Origin of the sequence: Mesorhizobium sp. M0571, from assembly GCF_040320985.1 — a bacterium.
In the GTDB taxonomy this organism is placed as follows: Bacteria; Pseudomonadota; Alphaproteobacteria; order Rhizobiales; family Rhizobiaceae; genus Mesorhizobium.
Genome location: NZ_JAMYQT010000044.1, coordinates 1 through 21,696, shown reverse-complemented (window position 1 = coordinate 21,696; position 21,696 = coordinate 1). Strand labels below are relative to the sequence as shown.

Sequence of the window (21,696 nt, the reverse complement as noted above, 5' to 3'; positions counted from 1 at the left end):
ACAGCCGCCGGCAAAATGCACTTGCGAGATCGATGGACCGGCAAGGGTTCGCTGGAGGAGCACCAGCGCCGCCGCCGTGCCTGCGTGAAGACCGATCAGCTCGCCGCTGCAGCGAATCCTGGACGAAGCCGTCTGCTGCGGCGCCTCATATTGCGACGGACGGCCTCGACGATCAGGCCGGGCGCTTCCTCGACCAGCATATGGCCGGCTTCCAGCACGTGGTGCAGATGAAAATGCTTCGGCAGGCCGTCCGGTTGGCTAACGGGCAGCATCGCGTCGTCGCTTCCCCAAACCACCATGACCGGCATGTTCAGCGTTTCGAGCCGTTCGCGCCGGATGACACCTTGCCGATCATCCCTGGTCATGGCCGCTGCGATCTCGACAAGTGTCCGCAGCTGGCCGGGACGCTGGCGCATTTCGTTGAGGAGATTGACCCTATGCTGCGGGGGCCAGCATTGCGGTCCCGACATGGCGGCAAGACAGGCGCGGATTTCATCCGTGCCGGCAGCGGCGGCGTAGCGACGCAGCAGCGGACCATTGATCTCAGGACCGAAACCGCCCGGCGCCAGCAGCGTCAGCGAGGCAATTCTTTCCGGCTCGCTCAATGCCATCAGGGCGGCCACGGCGCCGCCCATCGAATGGCCGACGAGATGGGCCCGCTTTATCCCGCGAGCGGAAAGGTTCGCAAGGACGGCACTGGCCGCGATCCTGGCCGGACCGCCGCCCGGAAAATCAAACGACAAGCCATGACCCGGCAGATCGTAGGCCAAGGTCCGCGCGCCCGGTGCCAGAGGCGCGACGACATCGCGCCAGTCGTCGTGGCAGCCACCGAAGCCATGCAGGAAGACAATCGTCGTCGGGCCGGTGCCCCGTTCGGCAGCGTAAAGGGATGGGGTCATGCAAACTTTATGGGTTGTGCCGGGATCAGTCCGGATGCCGGGAATCAGTCTTTGTGCCGCGATTGGTCTTTATGCCGCGATCCGTTTGGGCCGGTTCAATCGTGTCTGAATTGCGCTTTGGCCGTGCGGATGGCCAGTAAAATTTTCGCGATCACCTGACGTCGTTCAGGCGCCGGAAGACGTCAACTGGCGCCGCCAAGCCCGGCGGCGCGCAGGGCCTCGACCAGACGGTTGGTCAGATCGGCGGGATATCTCCGTTCGACAAAGGTCGTGCGCGGATCGGCTGCGAATTTCGGGAATTTGGTGGTCAGTTCTTGCAGAAGCCTGCTCGTCAGCTTCTCGCGGCCGGCGGCCCTGGCACCGATCAGCCGCGCCGCCAGATAATGCGATTTCATTTCCGTCGTTCGCAAGCCGTCGCTGGCAAGCGTGGCCTTGTTCATGTCGCCCATCATGAACTCTCCGGCGAACAGCCCGTAATCCCACCATGTCGGATGGGCGCTGGCGATATCCACCGCGTGAGCAAGGATCGGTGTGCCCTCGCTGTATCTGCCGGCGAAAATCAGCCCGTAGCCATAGGCGGCGGCCATTGCGAGATCGTAGGAATTGAGCTCGTAGGCCTTGCGCATCCAGCGGATCGATTCCTCGGAATTGCCGATGCGCGAATTGAGATAACCAAGGGCACGGTGCGCATAGGGGCTGGTCGGGCCCATCTGTATGGCGCGATGGGCAAACGTCATCGCTTTTTCGATCGTCGCGTCGGCGGGGTAGGGGTAGTGGTCGGTGACCGCTTCGAGATGCAAGGACGCGAGTTCCGAATAGACGAGCGACGACTTCGCCTCCCGGTTGGCAAGATCTTCGAGGCAGCGGTAAGCGGCTTCGTGCGTCTTGGCGTTCTGGTCGAGATAATATTTGCCGTTGAGCACCAGACACGCCGTCAGCCCGGTCTGGATGCCGCTCTGCTCGATGTAATTGTAGATCGTGCCCGAGGCGGGAAGAGCCGAGCTCAAAATGTCGGAGATATGGTCCTCGATGGCGGAGTTCGTGATGTCGCCGGCGGTCAGGTTGCGTGACAGCAGCACGCGGCCGGTCGCCACGCTTTGCAGCTCGAGCGCAATGTCGCCGGTGCGCGGCCCGGGCAGGACATCGAACACGAAGTTGGCGGCGTCGGTAAGTGGATCCGGCGGGCTATCGGCATCACGGCCGATGAAATTGATGGTATCGAAGCCGCTAAGGCCGGCGCGCAGCGATGCGGCAACGCGGCGAGCCGCGTCGCTGTCGGCCTTGATGGCGATGTAAACCTGGGGAAGGGTTTCAACCGGAGGCGCCGCTATGCTGCCGGTCGCAACCGCGGTCTCGACCGCCGTGTCGCCGCCGGTCAGCAATACCACGCTGCCCTGGCGGAGGATCAGCACGCCCAGCATGAGGATGACCAGCGCGATCGCCAGCCAGAAGAACTGCAAATGGCGCTGCAGCGAAGGTGCGGCGGGGGTGAGGGCTGGAACGCTCAGCAATGCAGCCGGATGTGCCCGGTTGCGGGCATCTTCCGGCGATCCGGGAAGGACGGTTGTCGCCGCTTCCTCTGTTGCTGGTCCCGGCTTGGTCTCCACCTCGGGCGGCAAGCGAATGACGTTGAGTTCGTAGGATGGAACATAGCCGCCGCGCGGAATGGCGATGCGGACCGGTTCGGCAACACCCTCATTGGCAAAGTACTGCTGCAGAAGCTCGCGCAGCCTGCCGGCCTGCACCCGCACCACCGCATCGGTCGACGGATCGAAATCGCCGTCCTTGCCGAAAACGTCCATCGCGATGGAGAAGCCCTTGAGCCTGTCGGCTTCGCCTGCCTGCTCGCGCTCGACCAGGTAACGGAGCAGCTTGCGCGCACGCTCGGATCGCCCGAACGTTTCGCTGGCAAGCAATCGCTCCAACGTTTCGCGCACTGCGGGGGCGGCAGGCGTGGTATGCTGCAAGTGTCGATCCCTTCGAATCCGGCACAGGTTGAGGTACGATCATATAGCGCTGGCGCTGCCATACAAGCATGTGCTTATGGTGCGATAGCGTACCCACCGGATAAATTTCCGGTGGGCTGATGGCGCGAGCCTGGCAGTTTCGGCTAGCCGCGCTTTTGGCCGACGATGCGGTTGGCGGCCGAAACCACGGCTTCGAGCGAGGCGGCGACGATGTTGGTGTTGATGCCGGCGCCGAACAGCTTGCCGCCCGGATGTTCCATCTCGACATAGGAAATGGCCGAGGCATTCGAGCCGCGCTGCATGGAATGCTCGGAATAATCGAGCACCGACATCGGCACCCCGACATGGCGCGACAGCGCATCGACGAAGCCGTCGATCGGGCCGGTGCCGGTGCCGGTAATGGTCACCTCCTTGCCCCTGTCGAGGATCACCGCTTCAACCACGCGCCGGCCCTTGACCTCGGTGTCGGGATAGGTGTGGTGGTCGAGGAACTTCAGCCGCGCGCCGGGCTGGTCGACATAGGTGTCGAGAAAGCCCTCGTAGATGCGCTTGACCGGCACCTCCTTGCCTTCGGCGTCGGTGATCGCCTGGATAGCCTGGCTGAACTCGATCTGCAGGTTGCGCGGCAGGTTGAGGCCGTAATCCGCATGCAGCACATAGGCGATGCCGCCCTTGCCGGACTGCGAGTTGATGCGGATGATGGCTTCGTAGCTGCGGCCGACATCGGCCGGGTCGATCGGCAGATAGGGCACCTCCCAGTGCGGCGTGTTGGCCTTGCGCAGCGCCTTCATGCCCTTGTTGATGGCGTCCTGGTGCGAGCCGGAAAAGGCGGTGTAGACGAGCTCGCCGACATAAGGGTGGCGCTCGGGGATCTTCAGCTGGTTGGAGTATTCGTAGACGTCCTTCATGCGGTTGATGTCAGAGCAGTCGAGCCCGGGATCGACGCCTTGCGTGTACATGTTGAGCGCCAGCGTGACGATGTCGACATTGCCGGTGCGCTCGCCATTGCCGAACAGCGTGCCTTCGACGCGGTCGGCACCCGCCATCAGGCCGAGTTCGGTGGTGGCAATGCCGGTGCCGCGGTCATTGTGCGGATGCAGCGAGATCAGCAGGTTCTCGCGATTGTCGAGGTTGCGGCACATCCATTCGATGCGGTCGGCATAGATGTTGGGCGTCGACATCTCGACCGTGGAGGGCAGATTGATGATCAGCTTGTTTTCCGCCGTCGGCTTGACGATCTCGGTGACCGCGTTGCAGATCTCCAGCGCCACTTCGAGCTCGGTGCCGGTAAAGCTCTCCGGCGAATATTCGAAACGGTAGCCGCCGCCGGCCTTCGCCGCCATGTCGGTGATCATCTTGGCCGCATCGGTGGCGATGCGCTTGATGCCGGCGACGTCCTTCTCGAAGACGACGCGGCGCTGCAGTTCGCTGGTCGAGTTGTAGAAATGGACGATCGGGTTGGTGGCACCCTTCAGCGCCTCGAAAGTGCGGGTGATCAGTTCCGGCCGGCACTGCACCAGCACCTGCAGCGAGACGTCGGCGGGCACGTTGCCTTGTTCGATGCACCAGCGGGCGAAATCGAAGTCGGTCTGCGAGGCCGAGGGGAAGCCGATCTCGATCTCCTTGAAACCCATGTCGAGCAGCAGGGCGAACATGCGCGCCTTGCGTTCCTGCCCCATCGGATCGATCAGCGCCTGGTTGCCGTCGCGCAGGTCGACCGAGCACCAGATCGGCGCCTTGTCGATCACTTTCGAAGGCCATGTGCGATCGGCAAGGCCGACGGTCGGATAGGGCTGGTATTTGCGGGGGGCGTCCGGCATGCCTTTTACCGCAGACTTGGTGATTTCCTCTACATTCAGACGGATATCTTCTCGTGCGTTCATCGTCTTTTCTCCCGGCGGCTCGCGGATCCAGCTTCAGGCGGATGGGTGGCGAGCGGCGCCTTTACCAGAATTTCGATCGCTTGATGTGACGTGCCAATTTGTGACTGGCCAAGGAGCGTGCGCGTGAGCGGCAATTCGACCGCCGGGCGCTCCTTCAGCGAACCCGGCGATCGCCGATAAGGCCGAGAAGCAGCAGGGTGGAGGCGAGCGCGCGAACGGTCTGGCCGGCCATGCCGGTCGGACGGGACGCAAAAGAGGTGGCGCGCGGGCTCATGCGGTTTTCATACAGGAGCGGGCAAAGCGAGGCAAGTGGGAGCAAGCACCGTCGGCGAAGCTGCCGGAGGAGGTGCTGTCCCTGGGACTCTCGAGACCTGGGTTCCTCGCCCACCGAAGCGGGGGAGAGGTGGCCGCCCACGGGTCTTGCCTTCGGCAAGCCCGAGGACAGGCTCCGCGGCCGGAGAGGGGGCCTTCGTAGAGCGCGGTTCCCCCTCTCCGTCTCGGCTCCGCCGAGCCACCTCTCCCCACTTTCGTGGGGCGAGGAACCCACTGGAATGGAGCCGCGATTCAACACTGAAGGCAGGCCAACTTTGTTCTTGCTTTGTGCCGGCAGCTATGCTACTAATTCGGCTATGGTGCTGATTGGCGCCAATGACCCGCCTCCCGAGGCGGGTTTTTTGTGTGTGCCGAGCATGATCGACAGCTTGGAGGTGCAAGTCCTCTATCCAGCCGACATGGCCTTCACGCTGAACGGCGACCGCATCTCCAGCCTGGTGATCAGCTGAAGTTGAGGGTCATTTAGACCACCCTCGCCGACACGGTGCTTGTTGCTCGCGTTGGATCCTTTGGCTTGATGCAAAACATGACTCTGTTTATCATCTTTTAGTAGAAACGTCGGGCCGGTTGTGGCATGCCGCGATGGCGAGGGCGCCGGCGTCTATGGCGATCTCGGGTTCAACGGCATCGGAAAGGCTGCAGCGATGGAGCAATTGAGCGCGCAAACCCAGATCAGCGGTGCCGCCATCCGGTCGGTGATGGACAGGCTGCGCGCCGAGCACGGCGAGTTCGAGATCGACACCGGCCTTGCCGATCAATGGGAATTTCGCACGCATTACGGCTCGTTGAAGGCCACGCTCGGTGATGAAAGCGTGCTGATCCGGGTCGCGGCCGAAGACGAGACCTGCCTGTCCTACATGAAGATGGCGGTCGCCGGCCATTTTTCGGAACATCTCGGCACGACCAGGGGAATTGCCTGGCAGGGCGATGGCAGCCATGCCGGCACGCCGGTCTTCTTCCGCGAGATCACGGTGGTGTCGTCGACGCGGATTTCTCCGCATATGCAGCGTGTCCGCTTCACCGGCAACGATCTCGGGCGCTTTGGCCGTGGCGGCTTGCATGTGCGGCTGCTGCTGCCGCCGCGCGGCAGGCCGCCGGTGTGGCCGGCGATGGGCGCCGACGGCCTGATGGTCTGGCCGTCGGGCGAGGACGCTCTCGTGGTGCGCGTCTACACGATCCGGGCACTGGGCGCCGCAAGCGGCTGGCTGGATGTCGATTTCGTCCTCCACCCGGGCATGGATACGCCCGCCGCAGCTTTCGCGGAAAAGGCGCTTGCCGGCGAGGTCATCGGCATGATCGGACCGGGTGGCGGCGGCGTGCCCGAGGCAGAAAACCTGCTTCTGCTCGGAGACGACACCGCGCTTCCGGCGATTGGCAGGATCCTGGAGCAGCTTTCGCCGTCAAGCCGCGCCGAAGCGTTCATCGAGGTCGATGGCCCCGAGGACCGGATCCCGCTGGCCGCGGGCGAGACCGTCGCCGTCACCTGGCTCTATCGGCATGGGCGCGAGGCCGGCACCGCCAGCCTGCTGCCAGCGGTCCTGCAGCAGCGGAGCCGCACCGCGCTGGCCGGCAATCTCTATGTCTGGGCCGGATGCGAGTTCGGCGATTTTCGCGAGATCCGCAGGATCGTCCGCAAGGAATGGGGCGTGCCGCGCGACCGGCATCTGGTCACCGCCTATTGGCGCCGCGGGACGCAAGGCGATAAAGGGGCGGACGGCAGCGAAGAATAGCGCACAACGGATGCTCTGCGGTCAGCGGCGGTCGGATACCACGACGATCGCCGGGGCCGCCAGCAGCGCGACGAGGCCGGCGCCGGCGAAGAACGCGCCATAGCCGAAATACTGCGCGGCGTAGCCGGCCGCGATCCCGCCGGCCATGCTCACCAATGCGTCCATGCACTGGAACAGCGTGAAGTCGACGCCCGCCTGTCTTGGATCGGACCAGCGCATGAACTGCGCGTAAAGGGCGACGAAGCCAAGAGCCATGAAGCCCGATGAGCTGAGCACCGCGACGACCATCAAAGCGGTGGTCGAGAAGCCGCCCGAGAGATCGAAGACCGAAAAGAAGAACAGCGATCCGGCCTGCAGGACAAGCGCCAGGACGAGCACGTTGCGCGGGCCGAACCATTTGACGAGAGCGCCGCCGGCGAGTGCGGCAGCCAGGCCGACGAACATGCTGCCGACGCCGTTGACAAGCCCGACCATCGAGAGGTCGAGCCCGGCGTCGATCAGAAATGGGCCGAGCATGGCCAGCGCCGCCTTCTGCGCCAGGACATAGATGGCCGACGCTGCCAGGCCGCGCCGAATTTCGGGACGCTTCAACGCGTCAAGGAGGCTGGGAACATGCTCGCGCGTCTCCTCGCGCGCGCGGCCGGCCGCGCCGAGCAGGAAGGGCAGACCGAGCGGCAGAAGCAGCAAGGCCATCGCCCAAACGGCGATGCGCCAGCCATAAGCGTCGACCAGAAGCAGAAACAGGCCGGCGCCGATGGCCGAGCCGAGATAGGCGCCGCCGACCTGCGCGGCGTTGCCCCAGCCGTGGTTTTCCCTGGCCAGGCTCTGCACGGCGAAACCATCGCAGGCAATATCGACGGTCGAAGCGGCGAAGGCGACGGCGGTCAGGCAGGCGAGGACCGGCCACCAGGCCTCCGGCCCGAGCGCGCCGACCGCCCACAGCCCGGCGATGGACACGAGCCCACCGGCGGCGACGATGGTGCCGGTGCGGTTCTTGCCGACGGGCGGAAGGCGATAGCGCTCGACGGCCGGCGACCACAGAAACTTGAGCGCCCATGGCAGCGCGATCAGCGAAACCAGGCCGATCCGATCAAGCGGCAGGCCCTGGTCGCGCATCACCGCCGGCAGGCCCGCCCAGGTGATGCCGCCGATCACGCTCTGCGAGACATAAAGCGCGCCGATCGCCAGGACGATTGCGACAGGCGACGATGTCCGGCTGGAAACGGCGATCGACATCAGAAGCGGTAGCGAAGGCTGGCGAACAGCGAGCGGCCCTCGTCGCGGTAGCAATAGCCGGCCGAGCAGATGGGCTTTTGACCGTCGAACAGGTTCTTGGCGTTGACCTGCAGCTTCACGCCCTCAAGCTTGGGGTTGCGGTAGCCGAAATCATAAGACAGCGAGGCGTCGACGAAAGCGCGCGCATCGTTCTTGAAGGTGTTGGTGTCGTCGCCATAGCTCGAGCCGGCGACGCGAACGCCGGTGCCCAGCCCGAGCCCCTCCAGCGTGCCGTTCTCGAACTGATACTGGCCCCAGAGCGACAGGATGTGATTTGGCGTTGCCGACAGTTCCTTGCCTGCGGTTCCCGTGGCGCCGCGTTCGATTTTCACGCGCAGATAGGTGTAGGAGGCGATGAGGCTGAGGCCGTTGTCGAGCGAGGCGCTGGCTTCCAGTTCGACGCCGCGCGAGTTCAGGTCGAGCTGGCGCTGCTTGTTGATGCCTTGCGAGGCGTCGAAGACGACGCCGTCCTTCTGGTCGATGTCGAACAGAGCGGCGCTAACGGCGGCATTGTAGTCGGCAAATTCGTATTTGACGCCGATTTCCTTCTGCGTGGCGATGGTCGGACGAGCGACGCGACCGATAGGGCTGCTGACGTCGTCATAGACGAAGCCGATATTGGGCGAGAACGACGTCGAATAGTTGACATAGGGCGTGATGCCCCATTCGGTCTGGTAGGACAGGCCGAGCCGGCCGGAAAAGGCACTGTCGTCCTGCTTGGACTTGGTGAAGTCGGCGGCGGTCGAGGTGGTATCGGCCCAATCGTAACGACCGCTGGCGAACAGGGTGAAATCGTTCCACTCCATCTGGTCATGCAGGTAGGCGCCGAGCTGGTTCATCTCCTGCCCGCCGGAGTAGGGGACCGGAGCGGCCTTGATGTCGTCGACGGAGACATAGGACAGGCCGCTGCCGGCGTCATAGTTCGACCAGGCGTAGTCGACGCCGGCTACCGCCGTGTGCCTGATCTGGCCGGTATCGAATTCGAACTGCGCCATGTTGTCGACGACGAAGTTCTTCATGGTCTCGGTGTAGTGGCCCCAGTAGCGCTTCAGATCCGGGCCGCTCGGATAATGACCGCTATATTCGATGTCGCTGTCGACGGCGCTGTAGCGAAGGTTCTGCCGGACCGTCAGCACGTCGTTGAAACGGTGCTCGAATTCGTAGCCGATGCGGCCCTGGGTCTGGTCGAAGTCGTTCCAGGCGGGATCGCCCTCATAGAGATTCGTCAGAGCGCCGCCCGAATTGTAGAATGCAGCCGTGCCGCCGGTGACGGATTTCGAATATTCGCCGAGGATCGTCAGCTTGGTATCCTCGTCCGGCTTGAAGGTGACGGCCGGCGCCAGATAGATCTTGTCGTCGGGATAACCGGGCAGGTCGGTATCGCTGGTGCGGCCGAGGCTGGTGAAGCGATAGAGGATGCTGCCGTCTTCAGTCACCGGGCCGGAAGCGTCGAGAGCGGCCTGGAAGCGATTGTGCTCGCCAAGCAGCATTTCGACTTCGCGAAACCGTTCTTCCTTGGGGCGCTTGGTGACGACGTTGACGATGCCGCCCGGACCGCTGATGCCGTAAAGCGAGGATGCGGGACCTTTCAGTATGGTGACGCCCTCGATGCCGTAGGGCTCCGTCTTGAACCAGGCCGAGGGGCCGTTGTACTGGCGCAGCCCGTCGCGGAACATGCCGTTGTAGAAGGCCTGGAAGCCGCGCAGGAAGAAGGCGTCGTAGCGGGTGTCGAAGCCGAAGCTGTTCGGATTGGCGCTGGCGGTATAGCCGAGCGATTCGTTCAGCGTGCGTGGCTTCTGGTCCTCGATCTGCTTTTGCGTCACAACCGAAACGGCTTGCGGAATCCTAGCGATCGGCGTGTCGGTCTTGGTGCCGATGCGGTCCTTCTTCGCGACGTAGCCGTCCTGCACGAGAATCTCGTCGCTCTCGGCATCCACCTCGATTTTGTTGAGAACGGTGACGCCTCCCTGGTCCTGAGCATGCGCCGGCCCGGACAGGCCGAGCATGGCAACGCTGCCTGGCAACGATATCCCTAGGAGCCATGTCATCGCCCGTGTCCGCATCAACTCGTCTCCATTCTTCCGTGCAACATTGCCGGAAGGCGGTCTCAAATCTGAGTATTTGAGTCAAGTTATTTTTGAGGCTTGTGCGCAGGCTGGTCCGATGTGGTTGCCCGGCAGCAAAGTGCGTCCGGTTTCAGGAAAACCGGCTAGGGATTCAAGAGCGGATGCGGCAGGCCGTTATGGCTTCAGGCTTCTCGCCACCAGCCGCGCCACGCTTGGCCCGACCAACAGCACGATCAGGAAGCGTGCCGATTGCAGCGCCATGACGAAGGAGATGTCGACATGCTGCGCGGCGGCGGCGATGATGGCGACGCTGTCCATGCCGCCGGGGCTGGTCGCCAGATAGGCGGTCAGCGGGTCGATACCGAGCAGATGGCTGATCAGGAAGGCGAGGCCGCCGCAAAACACGATCAGGGCAATGATCGAGCCGACGATCTGCGGCAGCGCGCGGGCGGCGTGGCGCAAAATGGCCCTGGTGAAATTCAGGCCGATGCTCCAGCCGATCATCGTATAGCTGAGAGCAAGCAGCCAGGGCGGTAGCTGCATCGTCACGCCGAGCCCGAGATGAATCAGGGTGCCGAAAATGAAGGTGCCGAGGAAAAACGGCGACGGCAGCCTGAAAAGCTTTCCGGCGAGGCCGCCGACCAGCGCCACAGCGAAAGTTGCGGCCAAGCCCTGCGGATCGACCGGCGGGAACCAGACGATGGCCGGCACCTCGATGCCTGAGGTGTCGACCCAAAGCTTGGCCACCAGGGCCGCCGTCATCGAGACGCAGATGACGCGCAGATACAGCATGAAGGCGACGAGGCGCTGGTCGGCGCCGAAGGCACCGGCCATCAGCACCATGGCGGTGGCGGCGCCCGGCGACGAGCCCCAGACCGCGGTGGTGCCGGGCAGGATACGCCAGCGGCTGATCAGCCAGCCGAGCAGGCTGGATGCCGCGACTGTCGCCATCACGACGCCAAGGAACAGCGGCCATTCCCTGTAGAAGACGGGAAAGATATCGGCCGAGATGGAACTGGCGACCAGGCAGCCGACGACCGCCTGGGCGGAGCCGAACAGAACCCGCGGCACGCGCACCGTGGCGCCGTTGGTGCCGGCGACGATGGCCGCCAGCATCGGCCCGATCAAGAGCGCGGCGGGCAGGGCAGCGAGTTCCAGCGCGCCGGCAAACAGCACCGAGACCACCACCAGGACCGGCCACTGCCAGGCCTTGTGAATCCGCGCCAGGTGCTCGATGGCCGGCAGGTTCGGGGAAGAATCCATATCCGGCTCTTAGACCGGTCGGGGAAAAATGCGAACCCTCTTTGCCGGAGAAAATAGCCTTGGGTGGCGATAGCACCACGCCATCCGTAGCGATCCTTCGCGCCCCCCCTCTGTCCTGCCGGACATCTCCCCCACGAGGGCAGGGCAATCGCATTTGGATTCTTACGAAGATGGACCCCACCCTAACCCTCCCCACAAGGGGGAGGGAACGCTGCCGCGCACCCTTGCTTCTCCTTTTGGCGCCGAAAGGCAGGCAATTTGCCGAGGTCAGCGCCAACGGAAGTCTCCCTCCCCCTTGTGGGGAGGGGTTAGGGGTGGGGGTACATCGTAGAGCGAAAGCCTCGGCTTTCCATCTGCGATAGCCCTGCCCACGAGGGGGAGATCGGCTGTTCCAGCGCCACGCTCATTCCTGTGACGTTTGGTGATTGGCGAAAGCCAAGATGACGGCCAATCTCCCCCCTCGTAGGGGAGATGTCCGGCAGGCCAGAGGGGGGCGCTGTCTCGCCGGCCTATCGCGCCTCGGCCTTAGCCAGCCTTCACTCCAGCCAGCCCGAAACCACCGACAGGATGCGTTTCCACCTGGAATTCAAACCCGGCAATGATCGGCCGTGCCTTGGCGATCGCCGCCTGGACTTCGGGCAGCTGCAGCGAAGCCTTGTGGCTTTCGGCGTCGGTCCACACTTCGGTCACCCAGATCGCGTCGGCATCGGCCGGGTCGGTGGCGATGATGTAGTTCAGGCAGCCGGGCATGGCGCCGGTGCTGGCGAGCAGGATGTCCATCATTGCGTCGCGCTGGCCGCGCGTCGCCCGCATCTTGCCGATCAGTCCGTACATTCGCTTTGCTCCGTTGAGATTACGCGACCAGGAGTATGCAATTCGCCGTCTACGGCATCAACTGGCCGCCATTCACCTCGATCACCTGGCCGGTGATGTAGCCGCTCAACAGATCGGAGGAGAGGAACAGATAGGCGCCGACGCAGTCCTCGGCGGTGCCGGCGCGGCCCTGCGGGATGGTGGCGATCATCCCCTTCATCTGGTCGTCGGTCGAGTAGCGCTCGTGGAAAGGTGTGGCGATCGTGCCGGGTGCCACCGCGTTGACGCGGATGTTGAAACCGATCAGCTCCTTGGCCATGCCGCGCGTGACGTTGGAGACGAAGGCTTTGGCCGAGCCGTAAAGGCCGGCGCCGCCACCGGCGCCGTTGCGCGCGGCGATCGAGGAGGTGTTGACGATGAAGCCGCCCTGCCGCTTCAGCCATGGGATCGCCTTGCGCGAAGCTGTCAGCACCGAGCGGGCGTTGAGGTCCATCACCGCGTCGTAATGCGCCTCGGTCTGCTCGGCATAGGGCACGCGGCCGAGCATGCCGCCGGCATTGTTGACGAGGCCGTCGAGCCGGCCGAATTGTTGCGCACTGTCCTCGACGACGCGCTCGACATCGGCGGGGATCGAGAAATCGCCCTGAACTGGGAATACCTCGCCGCCGCCGTTGCGAATGGTCGCGGCCAGGTTTTCGGCAGCCACCCGGCTCGAATTGTAGTGCAGCGCGACGCGGCATTTCTGCGCGGCGTAGGCAAGTGCAAGCGCCGCGCCGATGCCGGTCGAGGCGCCGGTGACCAGCACCGCCTTTCCTGCGAGGTCGGGGATGACCAGAGTGGGGCTGACAAGGGTGGTGGTCGTGGTGGCTGGCACGTCTATTCCTCCGGGGACTCTGCCTGCTCTTCGTAGGCCCTCGCAGTCCTCGCGTTCAAGTCCGTAAAAGCCTATGGCCGCAGATAGGCGTAGCCTTGGCGCTGCAATTCGGCGAGCTTGACGACGCCGCCTCTGTCGGCGGCGTGGAAGCCGTCGAGCAGGTCGGCCAGGCCGATATCCATGCCGTGCATGGTGTTGGCGCAAGCGTGCGGGCTGAGCCCGTCCTGGACAAGGCCGGCGAAACGCCCGGAAATGGCGGCGGATATGCCCTTCGACTTGAAGGCAGCAAGTGCTGGGCCGTGCACGACAAGCGCGATGTCGACCTTGCCGTCGGTGCCTTCGAAGTGGTTCTTGATGTTGCCGAGCACGAAATTGACCTTGTTGAGATCGCTGAGGTGATAGGCGACCTTTTGCCTTTCCTCTTCTACGGCCTTGACTTCAATGGCTGCGGCCTTGATGGGGCGCAGCCCGAAAAGCCCGGCGGCCCCGGCAAGACCGACGCGGAAAATATCGCGGCGTCGCATGGCTTCATCTCCTATTTGCCGGCCCGCGCAAATTGCGTGGCCTCGGCCCCGATCCTAGCATAAATTGACGCCACGTCTTGTCGGGGCAACGGAGGGGTAGCATGACGTCGAGGACCATAATGGGGACCATTGTGGGCGCCCGACTTGGGGTTGCCTTGCTTGCCGCCGTCGCGGGCACTGCTTTCGCCGACGACACGCTCAGACTCACCGAGCTCAGCCCGGACGGCAAGGACGCCTGCTTCGGCCGCGTCTACGACCCCGCGCATCTCAAGTCGCATCCGCACCAGAAGGTGACGCGCATCTTCTTCTATTATGGCCGCGATCCGGTCAGCCGGCCGAACGAGGAGCCAAGCACCGGCGTCGATTCCTCCTACAATGGCTTCATGGCGACGACGGTGCGCGGCGCAAAGGCGCCGGAATGGCTCGGCGGCTGGTGCAGTCATGAGTCGGAGGACGGCAAGACCGGCCCGATCCATTGCGGCATGGACTGCGATCGCACCATGGCTTCGCTGAAGGTCGACGACAAAGGCCGGCTGATCGTCTCGGACGTGCAGCCCGACCTCTATCTAGACGCGGGATCGGAAGACGAGCTCGGCAAGGCGGAGTACGAACGGCAGGCGTTGGGCAAGGACGACAACGGCTTCAGGCTCGACCCGATGCCGGCCGCGACCTGCAAGGCGGAGTTCGCGCGCATCGACCCGATCGATCCGGCACTTGGCCCGCCATTGCGCGAGCGGCTGAAGCCGGACCAGGCCTTCTGCTACGGTCGTGACTACGATGCCGCGCATCTCGGCTCGCATCCCGATCAGCTGACGCAGACGATCCGGGTTTATCGCGGACCGGTCGAGCTGGCGTCTTTCGCCGGAGCTCGCGATCCGGCCAATTGGCCAAGCGGCGCCGATATCGCCGTTTCGGTTACCACGCGGCAGAAATCGGCCAAGGTCACGCAGGTCTATAACTGCCAGGGCGAGGGCGACCAATGGCGCTGCGCGGCGAGCGCGAAGACGGGTGGTGCCTCCTGCGATATCGCGCAAAAGGAGGTCTTCCTTCGCCGCGGCGCCAACGGCACGATGATGCTGGCCAACCCGAACAGCGGCCTGCCGATCGTCGATTTGTGCTCGGCGGAGGACGACACCAGCTCCGACGACAAGGTCTACCGGCTGGAGCCGATGCCGCAGGCCGCGTGCGGGCCGTGAAATTTGGTCGGCCATCTTGTCATCCATGGGGACGGTATATATCTTTGCCGTATATCTTTTTAGGAGCTGAGCGCGATGGAAAAGGCAAAGGTGTTCTGGTCAGGTCGCTCGCAGGCGGTTCGCCTGCCAAAGGAATTCCGCTTCGAAACCGATGAGGTTTCGATTCGCCGCCATGGCCAAGGTGTCATTCTCGAACCGCTTGCGCAGGACTGGGCTTGGCTCGACAAGGTGATCGGTCCGCTCGATGACGATTTCGCCGAGGCAGCGCTGGAACGTCCGGCTGAGCAGCATCGACCGGCTTTGGACGAGACCTTCAAGTGATCTATCTGCTCGACACCAATGCCGTCATTGCCGTTATGAAAGGCGATGCGGACCTGCTGGCGCGGCTCACGTCCCACGGCCCGCAGGATTTCGCAATGTCGGCGATTGTAGTGCACGAGCTCTACTATGGTGCTCAAAAGAGTCAGCGAAAGACCGACAATCTGTCGCGCATCGAAGCACTCCAGTTCCCGGTTCTCGAATTCGATCGGGAAGATGCAAGGCATGCCGGCGAGATTCGGGCAGTGCTTGCGACGTCGGGAACCCCGATTGGCCCCTATGATGCGTTGATTGGCGCGCAGGCGCGTGCCCGAAATCTCACGCTGATCACCCGCAATGTACGGGAATTCGAACGGATCAACGATCTCGCAATCGAAACGTGGTGAATTGCTTCACGCGAAGGGCACGGCCGTCGTGCCCTTGGGCAGTTTCGCCTCGTCGTCGGGCTCGACATGGATGATGACGCGGACGGAAGGAATCTCGGCCTGCAGCGCGTCCTCGATACGGTCGCAGATGACGTGGCTGGCCCCGACCGACATGTCGGCGTCGACGACCAGATGGAACTCGATGAAGGTGGCGCGGCCGGCGATTCGCGTCTTCAGATCGTGGACCTCGAGCGCACCCTTGCAATTGGCCGAGATGATGTCGCGGATGCGGATATGTTCCTGAGTGTCGACGGCGCGGTCCATCAGGCCGTTCATCGACGAGCCGATGACGTGCCAGCCCTGCCACAGGATGTTCAGCGCCACGATCACGGCAAGAGCCGGATCGAGAACCTGCCAGCCGGTCAGCACGGCGCCGACCAGGCCGATGAACACACCGACCGAGGTCGCCACGTCGGTCATGATGTGCCTGCCGTCGGCGACCAGCGCTGGTGATTTTTCGACCCGGCCGGTGCGGATCAGCGTCGAGGCCCAGACGGCATTGATGACCGTTGCGACGCCGTTGACGGCGAGGCCGGTCCATGGCTGCTCAAGCGGGGCGGGATGCTGCCAGGACCACCAGACCTCGTTGAGGATCAGCAATGCGGCAAGCACGATCAGCACGCCTTCCAGGACGGCCGAGAAATACTCGGCCTTGTGGTGGCCGAACGGATGGTCCTGGTCGGCCGGCTTGTAGCTGACCCGGATCGCCCAATAGGCGGCCGCCGAGGCAATGACGTTGACGATCGATTCCAGTGCGTCCGAATAAAGCGCAACCGAACCGGTGACGTACCAGGCCACCAGCTTCAGGCCGAGCACGACGCAGGCGACGACGATCGACCAGAAGGCGAGGCTGGCGACCTTCTGCCTGGCGGCGGCTTTGCTATCCACCGCGGTCACTGGGGAAGAAATCCCAACACTGAGCCCTCGAATTAAGCGGCCTTTTCCTTGGCCTTGCGCGGCAGGTGCGCGACGATGTTCTCGATGATGCGCATGCCGGCGTTGTGGCCAAGCGTCATGATCGATTCCGGGTGGAACTGCACCGCGGCGATTGGCTCCTTGCGGTGCTCGAAGGCCATGATGATGCCGTCTTCGGTCTCGGCGGTGACGACAAAACCATCGGGCAGCCGCACCGGATCGGCAAAGATCGAATGGTAACGGCCGACCGTCACCTCCTTGGGCAGGCCGGAGAAGATGATGCCCGGCTTCGACACGCGGATGCGCGACGGCTTACCATGCATCGGGATATGCAACTGCCGCAGCTCGCCGCCATAGGCCTCGGCCAGCGCCTGCAGCCCGAGGCAGACGCCGAAGATCGGCAGGTCGCGCGCACGAGCTCGCTTGATGGTAGCGGCGCAGTCGAAGTCCTTCGGCGTGCCGGGGCCGGGCGACAGCACGACCAGGTTTGGCTTCAGCCGGTCGAAGACCTCGTCCGGCACCGGCGTGCGCACCGTCGAGACATTGGCGCCGGTCTGGCGGAAATAGTTGGCGAGCGTATGGACGAAGCTGTCCTCGTGGTCGACCAGGAGGATGTTGACGCCGTCGCCGACACGCGCCGTGCTGCGTTCGGTGCTGGCGGCATTGCCTGATTTGGCGTCGCGGATGGCGGAGAGCATGGCGGATGCCTTCAGTTCGGTTTCGGCTTCTTCTTCCTCGGGAATGCTGTCGAAGAGCAGCGTGGCGCCGGCGCGGACCTCGGCAATGCCGTCCTTGATGCGAATGGTGCGAAGCGTCAGGCCGGTGTTCATGTCACCGTTGAAATTGACCATGCCGATCGCCCCGCCGTACCAGGCGCGCGGGCTCTTCTCGTTCTGCTCGATGAAGCGCATGGCCCATAATTTCGGCGCGCCGGTGACGGTGACTGCCCAGGCATGCGACAGGAAGGCGTCGAAAGCATCCATGCCTTCGCGCAGCCGTCCCTCAATGTGGTCGACAGTGTGGATCAGGCGCGAATACATCTCGATCTGGCGGCGGCCGATGACGCGCACCGAGCCCGGCTCGCAGACCCTCGACTTGTCGTTGCGGTCGACATCCGAGCACATGGTGAGTTCGGACTCGTCCTTCTTGGAATTGAGCAGCTTCAGGATCTGCTCGCTATCGGAAATGGCGTCGTCGCCGCGCTTGATGGTGCCGGAGATCGGGCAGGTCTCGACGCGGCGGCCGTTGACGCGCACGAACATTTCCGGCGAAGCGCCGATCAGATATTCGCCCTCGCCGAGATTGATGAAGAAGGAATAGGGCGAGGGGTTGATGCTCTTCAGCTTGCGCGAAATCTCGGAAGGCTGGGTTTCGCAGCGCTCGTAGAACATCTGCCCCGGCACAACTTCGAAGAGATCGCCGCGTTCAAAGCTCTTCATCGCCTTGCGCACCAGCTTGGCATATTCGCCGGGCTCGTGGTCGCCGCGCGGCGGGATGCGGTCGGCGGTCCTGAACGGCTCGACGATTTCGTCGCGCGGCAGGCCTTCGGTCGAGAAGCCGTCGCCGGAGTAGTCGTAGCGATCGGTCCAGGCCTTGGTCGAATAGTGGTCGACGACGAGAATCTCGTCGGGCAGGAACAGCACGAGGTCGCGCTGGCTCTGCTTGCGCTCGAGCTTGTAGTCGACCGGATCGAACTGGAAGGCGAGGTCGTAGCCGAAGGCGCCATAGAGGCCGAGATTGGCGTCCTCCTCGGTCTTGAACAAAGCGGTGATGGCGCGCAGCACGGTGAAGACCGAAGGGACGCGGCTGCGTTCCTCTTCGGTGAAGACACGGCCGGGCTTGGCGATGTCGAGGCGGATGAGTTTCTGCGACGTCTCGGCGATCGTTACGTCGTCAAGACCGGCAAGCGCCTTGCCGATCACCGGCAAAAGCACCTGGCCACGGCTGTTCAAGGCATCGATGCGCATGGCGCGGCCGTGTGCCGAGATCACCAGCGGCGGATCGATGATGGCGGTGTCCCAGCGCGTATAGCGGCCGGGATATTCGTAATTCGAGGAAAACACCGCGCCGCGGCGCGAGTTCAGGCCATCGACATAGTTGTCGATCGCCCCCTCATACGGCCGATCATGGCGCTGGCGGGTGATCGCCACGCCACCCGCCGTGACGAAGCGCTCGGCTCCATTCTCCAGAACTTTCGTCGTCATTGCCGTCTCCATCAGCGTCTTTGGGGCAACGGACCCGGGAATGGCTTGAAAAACAAATGGCCGCCCGGACATTCCGCTGCGGCCACCCTCTATTTTCACGCGAACGCGTTCGAACAGGCCGCTGTCAGCGAGCCCACCACCAAATGGTCTTGATCGAACGCATATTCATGGCGATTCCCATAGCGGCGATTGGACGGCCGCGCAACTGGATTCAATGAAGGCCTCAGTCCTCCAGCGTCCCCGACCTTGCATCGGCGCTCTTCCTGTCGCCGACCAGCTTCAAGAGGTCTTCGCCGGCACGGATGATGCGCCGGGAACGCCGTGTCAGGATAATGCCCGCCTGCGGCGCCAATACTTCCGTGCGGCCATTGGGCTCACCGGGCGCATGGACGATGGTGGCAAGCCGCGCGCCCTTGGCTACCCGGTCGCCCGGCTTCACGTCATAAAGGATCGCGCCCGAGCGGGGCGCCGGCATCATATCGATGTTTTCGAGCGGCGCGACAATACCGGTAAAAGGACTGGGCCCGGCAAAGCCGCCGGGCGGTGACAGCGCCCGATCCAGGATGACGCCGCGCGCCACCAGCAGCCGGTAGAGCCCTTCGGCATCGGCGCCGGCCAGAGCGCCGTCGACGTCGAGTATGCCGCGATATTCAACCGTGGTGGCGACGCGCCGGTCGAAGCGCGCGACGTCGGCGGGGACATTCTGATACGGCATGATCGAGGCGCCCTCGAAGGTGCCGTCGGGGTCTTCGTCCCATAGCATCACCGCATCGACGCCCATCGCCGCCGCACAATCCGCCATGGCTGGCCACAGGCTGGTGTGGACGTAGAGATAGGCAAGGCCCTCGTCATCGCAGTGCAGGTCGAGCACGATGTCGCGGCCGATGGAGAGTTGCAGCAGCCGCGTCTTCAGTCGCTGGTCGACCGTGCCATGCGCAGGCAAGAGCGCGATGTCGGGTGCGGCGAGCAGCGGAAAGGCGCGGTTGAAATTGGTGCGCGTGCCCAGATGGAAGCGGCCCTGGTGCTCGCCGTAAAGATATTGCGCGCGGCCGATCGGATTGGCCCAGGGCACGATGGTGATATTGCCCCTGACGCGGCCTTCGGCTTCCGCCTTCGCCAGCATAGGCACCAGCGCGTCGATGGCGACGACGCCCGGCAATTCGCCGGCATGAAGCGCCGCCTGCAGATAGGCGGAAGGCGCGGTACTGTCCGACCCGGCGAAGCGGAAGACGGGAAATTCGTAGGAAACGCCTTCGCTGTCGCCGGCGATGCGTTCGATGGATTTCTGCATGCTGTCCTCCGTGAAGAGTTCGGAAGGCATGCCCGTCGCCGGCGCGCTTGTCGATTGGTCCAGCCAGCGGCGCTATGGGCGCAATGAGCCTGCTCGGCAGGATGCGCGAGGGTCGCGAGATACGTCCGGCTTACACCAGCGGCTTCAATTCCCCGGCGATGGTCGGCAGCAGCTCCGAGACGTTCGGATGGATGTGCATGGCGCGCGCCAGCGTGCTGACCGGTGCCTTGGCGTACATCAGGTCGAGCACGCAGTGCACCGCCTCGTCGCCGCCCGGGCCGAGCACCGCGCAGCCGAGGATTTCCTGGCTGTCGGCATCGACCAGGATCTTCATGAAGCCTTGGGTCTCGCCTTTCTCGACGGCGCGGCCGACACGGGTCATCGGCCGCTGGCCGACCAGGGCGCGGCGGCCGGACTTTCGTACCGCGGTTTCGGTCATGCCGCAGCGGCCGAGCGGCGGGTCGATATAGAGCGCATAGGCCTCGATGCGGTCGCTGACCTTGCGCGGATCGTTGTCGAGCAGGTTGGCGGCGACGATCTCGTAGTCGTTGTAGGAGGTGTGGGTGAAGGCGCCCTTGCCGTTGCAGTCGCCCATCGCCCAGATGCCGAGAACGCTGGTGCGGAGCTGGTCGTCGACGACGATGAAGCCATTTTTGTCGAGCTCGACGCCGGCTTTGTCGAGGCCGAGATCGTCGGTGTTGGGTGTCCTGCCCAGCGCCAGCAGCACATGCGAGCCGACCGCAGCCGCCTTGCCGGCCGAAAAGGTCACGGCAATTTCGTTGCCATGTTTGACAAAGCGTATGTCGTCGGCGCCGAGATGGACGGTGATGGCTTCGTTTTCGAGGATGGACAGAATGGCGTCCGAGACGTCCTCGTCCTCGCGGCCGATCAGCCGCGGGCTCTTTTCGATCACCGTGACCTCTGAACCGAAACGGCGGAACATCTGCGCGAATTCGAGCGAGACGTAGCTGCCGCCAACGACGATGAGATGGCGCGGCAGCTCGTCCAGATCCATCATCGACGAATTAGTCAAATACGAAATATCGTGGACGCCGGGCAGGTCCGGCACCGAAGCGCGGCCGCCGGTGTTGAGGAATATCTTTTCGGCGCTCAGCAGGTCGTTGCCGACGCGCACCGTGTTGGCGGATTCAAAACGCGCATGGCCGCGATAAAGCGTGCATTTATCCATGCTGGCGATCCAGCTTTCGAGATTGCCGCGGGCATCGTTCGATACCTTGTCCTTGCGCGCCTTAATCGCGTGATAGTCGACGCCGACCGGACCGGAGAGCGTTACGCCGTAATCGGCGGCGCGGCGGGCGAGGTGCGCGGCGTAGGCACTCGCCACCATCGCCTTGGTCGGCATGCAGCCGGTGTTGACGCAGGTGCCGCCGACCAGCTTTCGCTCGATCAATGCCACGCTCATGCCGGCCGCGGTCAGCCGGCCGGCAAGCGGCGGCCCGGCCTGGCCGGCGCCGATGATGATGGCGTCGAATGTCTTTGCCGTCATGCCACCGCCGCCACGATCAACAGGCCGCCGACGATCGCCACCGCGTCCTCGATGAAGGCGGCGGGCGGATCCTTGCCGAAGGCAGCGGCCAGGCGTTTACGGGCCTCGGCGCCGCCCCCCGGGCCCCTACCCGCGCCGCAGGGGCCCGCGGAGCGGCCGCCCCGTGGGGCGCCCCTGGTGGCGCCGCTAACCCCCCCGGGGAAAACCGCCCAA

Annotated in this window: 18 protein-coding genes and 1 pseudogene; 5 read left to right on the top strand and 14 right to left on the bottom strand. The window is 64.0% G+C overall.

Annotated elements, in window-relative coordinates:
* Positions 1 to 95 precede the first annotated feature (95 nt).
* The 3 genes from NKI85_RS30370 to leuA all read right to left on the bottom strand — a co-directional run bounded on the left by NKI85_RS30370 (position 96) and on the right by leuA (position 4,749).
* Positions 96 to 899: an alpha/beta fold hydrolase gene (locus tag NKI85_RS30370; protein ID WP_352523095.1), complete on the bottom strand. Its 804-nt coding sequence runs from the start codon at positions 897 to 899 to the stop codon at positions 96 to 98.
* Between the two features lie 182 nt (positions 900 to 1,081).
* A complete protein-coding gene (locus NKI85_RS30365) occupies positions 1,082 to 2,866 on the bottom strand; it encodes a tetratricopeptide repeat protein (protein WP_352523096.1) in 1,785 nt (594 codons plus the stop codon).
* Between the two features lie 143 nt (positions 2,867 to 3,009).
* A complete protein-coding gene (gene leuA, locus NKI85_RS30360) occupies positions 3,010 to 4,749 on the bottom strand; it encodes a 2-isopropylmalate synthase (protein WP_352779817.1) in 1,740 nt (579 codons plus the stop codon).
* 551 nt (positions 4,750 to 5,300) lie between these two features.
* On the opposite strand from leuA, the gene NKI85_RS30355 reads away from it, so the two are divergent.
* The gene (locus NKI85_RS30355; RefSeq protein ID WP_352523098.1) at positions 5,301 to 5,531 is read left to right on the top strand and encodes a hypothetical protein; all 231 of its coding nucleotides are present in this window, start codon (positions 5,301 to 5,303) and stop codon (positions 5,529 to 5,531) included.
* 120 nt (positions 5,532 to 5,651) lie between these two features.
* A complete protein-coding gene (locus tag NKI85_RS30350) occupies positions 5,652 to 6,812 on the top strand; it encodes a siderophore-interacting protein (protein ID WP_352523099.1) in 1,161 nt (386 codons plus the stop codon).
* A gap of 21 nt (positions 6,813 to 6,833) precedes the next feature.
* Here NKI85_RS30350 and NKI85_RS30345 read toward each other — a convergent pair whose 3' ends face one another.
* From NKI85_RS30345 to NKI85_RS30320, 6 genes are all read right to left on the bottom strand, one after another.
* Positions 6,834 to 8,048 (bottom strand): MFS transporter, encoded by a 1,215-nt coding sequence (locus tag NKI85_RS30345; RefSeq protein WP_352523100.1) that lies wholly within the window; start codon positions 8,046 to 8,048, stop codon positions 6,834 to 6,836.
* Positions 8,048 to 10,135 carry a TonB-dependent siderophore receptor gene (locus NKI85_RS30340; RefSeq protein ID WP_352523101.1) on the bottom strand — a complete coding sequence of 696 codons (2,088 nt, stop codon included), beginning with the start codon at positions 10,133 to 10,135 and terminating at the stop codon, positions 8,048 to 8,050. The genes NKI85_RS30345 and NKI85_RS30340 overlap by 1 nt, the downstream gene beginning before the upstream one ends.
* A 192-nt stretch (positions 10,136 to 10,327) precedes the next feature.
* Complete coding sequence (locus NKI85_RS30335) at positions 10,328 to 11,416, bottom strand: AbrB family transcriptional regulator (RefSeq protein WP_352523102.1); 1,089 nt, start codon at positions 11,414 to 11,416, stop codon at positions 10,328 to 10,330.
* 525 nt (positions 11,417 to 11,941) lie between these two features.
* Positions 11,942 to 12,250: a putative quinol monooxygenase gene (locus NKI85_RS30330; protein ID WP_352523103.1), complete on the bottom strand. Its 309-nt coding sequence runs from the start codon at positions 12,248 to 12,250 to the stop codon at positions 11,942 to 11,944.
* 49 nt (positions 12,251 to 12,299) lie between these two features.
* Positions 12,300 to 13,103 carry an SDR family NAD(P)-dependent oxidoreductase gene (locus tag NKI85_RS30325; RefSeq protein ID WP_352523104.1) on the bottom strand — a complete coding sequence of 268 codons (804 nt, stop codon included), beginning with the start codon at positions 13,101 to 13,103 and terminating at the stop codon, positions 12,300 to 12,302.
* Between the two features lie 71 nt (positions 13,104 to 13,174).
* Positions 13,175 to 13,627, bottom strand: coding sequence for a DsrE family protein (locus NKI85_RS30320; protein WP_352523105.1), 453 nt, complete (start codon positions 13,625 to 13,627; stop codon positions 13,175 to 13,177).
* Positions 13,628 to 13,728: 101 nt separating this feature from the next.
* Here NKI85_RS30320 and NKI85_RS30315 point away from each other — a divergent pair, with 101 nt between their 5' ends.
* From NKI85_RS30315 to NKI85_RS30305, 3 genes are all read left to right on the top strand, one after another.
* Positions 13,729 to 14,823 (top strand): hypothetical protein, encoded by a 1,095-nt coding sequence (locus tag NKI85_RS30315; RefSeq protein WP_352779813.1) that lies wholly within the window; start codon positions 13,729 to 13,731, stop codon positions 14,821 to 14,823.
* Positions 14,824 to 14,898: 75 nt separating this feature from the next.
* Positions 14,899 to 15,144 (top strand): antitoxin, encoded by a 246-nt coding sequence (locus tag NKI85_RS30310; RefSeq protein ID WP_352523107.1) that lies wholly within the window; start codon positions 14,899 to 14,901, stop codon positions 15,142 to 15,144.
* Complete coding sequence (locus NKI85_RS30305; protein WP_352523108.1) at positions 15,141 to 15,527, top strand: type II toxin-antitoxin system VapC family toxin; 387 nt, start codon at positions 15,141 to 15,143, stop codon at positions 15,525 to 15,527. Before NKI85_RS30310 ends, NKI85_RS30305 begins: the two co-directional genes overlap by 4 nt.
* A 6-nt stretch (positions 15,528 to 15,533) precedes the next feature.
* On the opposite strand, the gene NKI85_RS30300 is transcribed toward NKI85_RS30305, so the two are convergent.
* From NKI85_RS30300 to NKI85_RS30280, 5 genes and pseudogenes are all read right to left on the bottom strand, one after another.
* Positions 15,534 to 16,463, bottom strand: coding sequence for a cation diffusion facilitator family transporter (locus NKI85_RS30300; protein WP_352523109.1), 930 nt, complete (start codon positions 16,461 to 16,463; stop codon positions 15,534 to 15,536).
* A gap of 32 nt (positions 16,464 to 16,495) precedes the next feature.
* The gene (locus tag NKI85_RS30295; protein ID WP_352523110.1) at positions 16,496 to 18,685 is read right to left on the bottom strand and encodes an anthranilate synthase; all 2,190 of its coding nucleotides are present in this window, start codon (positions 18,683 to 18,685) and stop codon (positions 16,496 to 16,498) included.
* A 223-nt stretch (positions 18,686 to 18,908) separates the two neighbouring features.
* Positions 18,909 to 19,976: a M14 family metallopeptidase gene (locus NKI85_RS30290; protein WP_352523111.1), complete on the bottom strand. Its 1,068-nt coding sequence runs from the start codon at positions 19,974 to 19,976 to the stop codon at positions 18,909 to 18,911.
* Between the two features lie 130 nt (positions 19,977 to 20,106).
* The gene (locus tag NKI85_RS30285) at positions 20,107 to 21,483 is read right to left on the bottom strand and encodes an FAD-containing oxidoreductase (protein ID WP_352523112.1); all 1,377 of its coding nucleotides are present in this window, start codon (positions 21,481 to 21,483) and stop codon (positions 20,107 to 20,109) included.
* Positions 21,480 to 21,696, bottom strand: a pseudogene (locus NKI85_RS30280) (DUF4126 domain-containing protein); the annotation flags it as partial. The gene NKI85_RS30285 and the pseudogene NKI85_RS30280, both read right to left, overlap by 4 nt.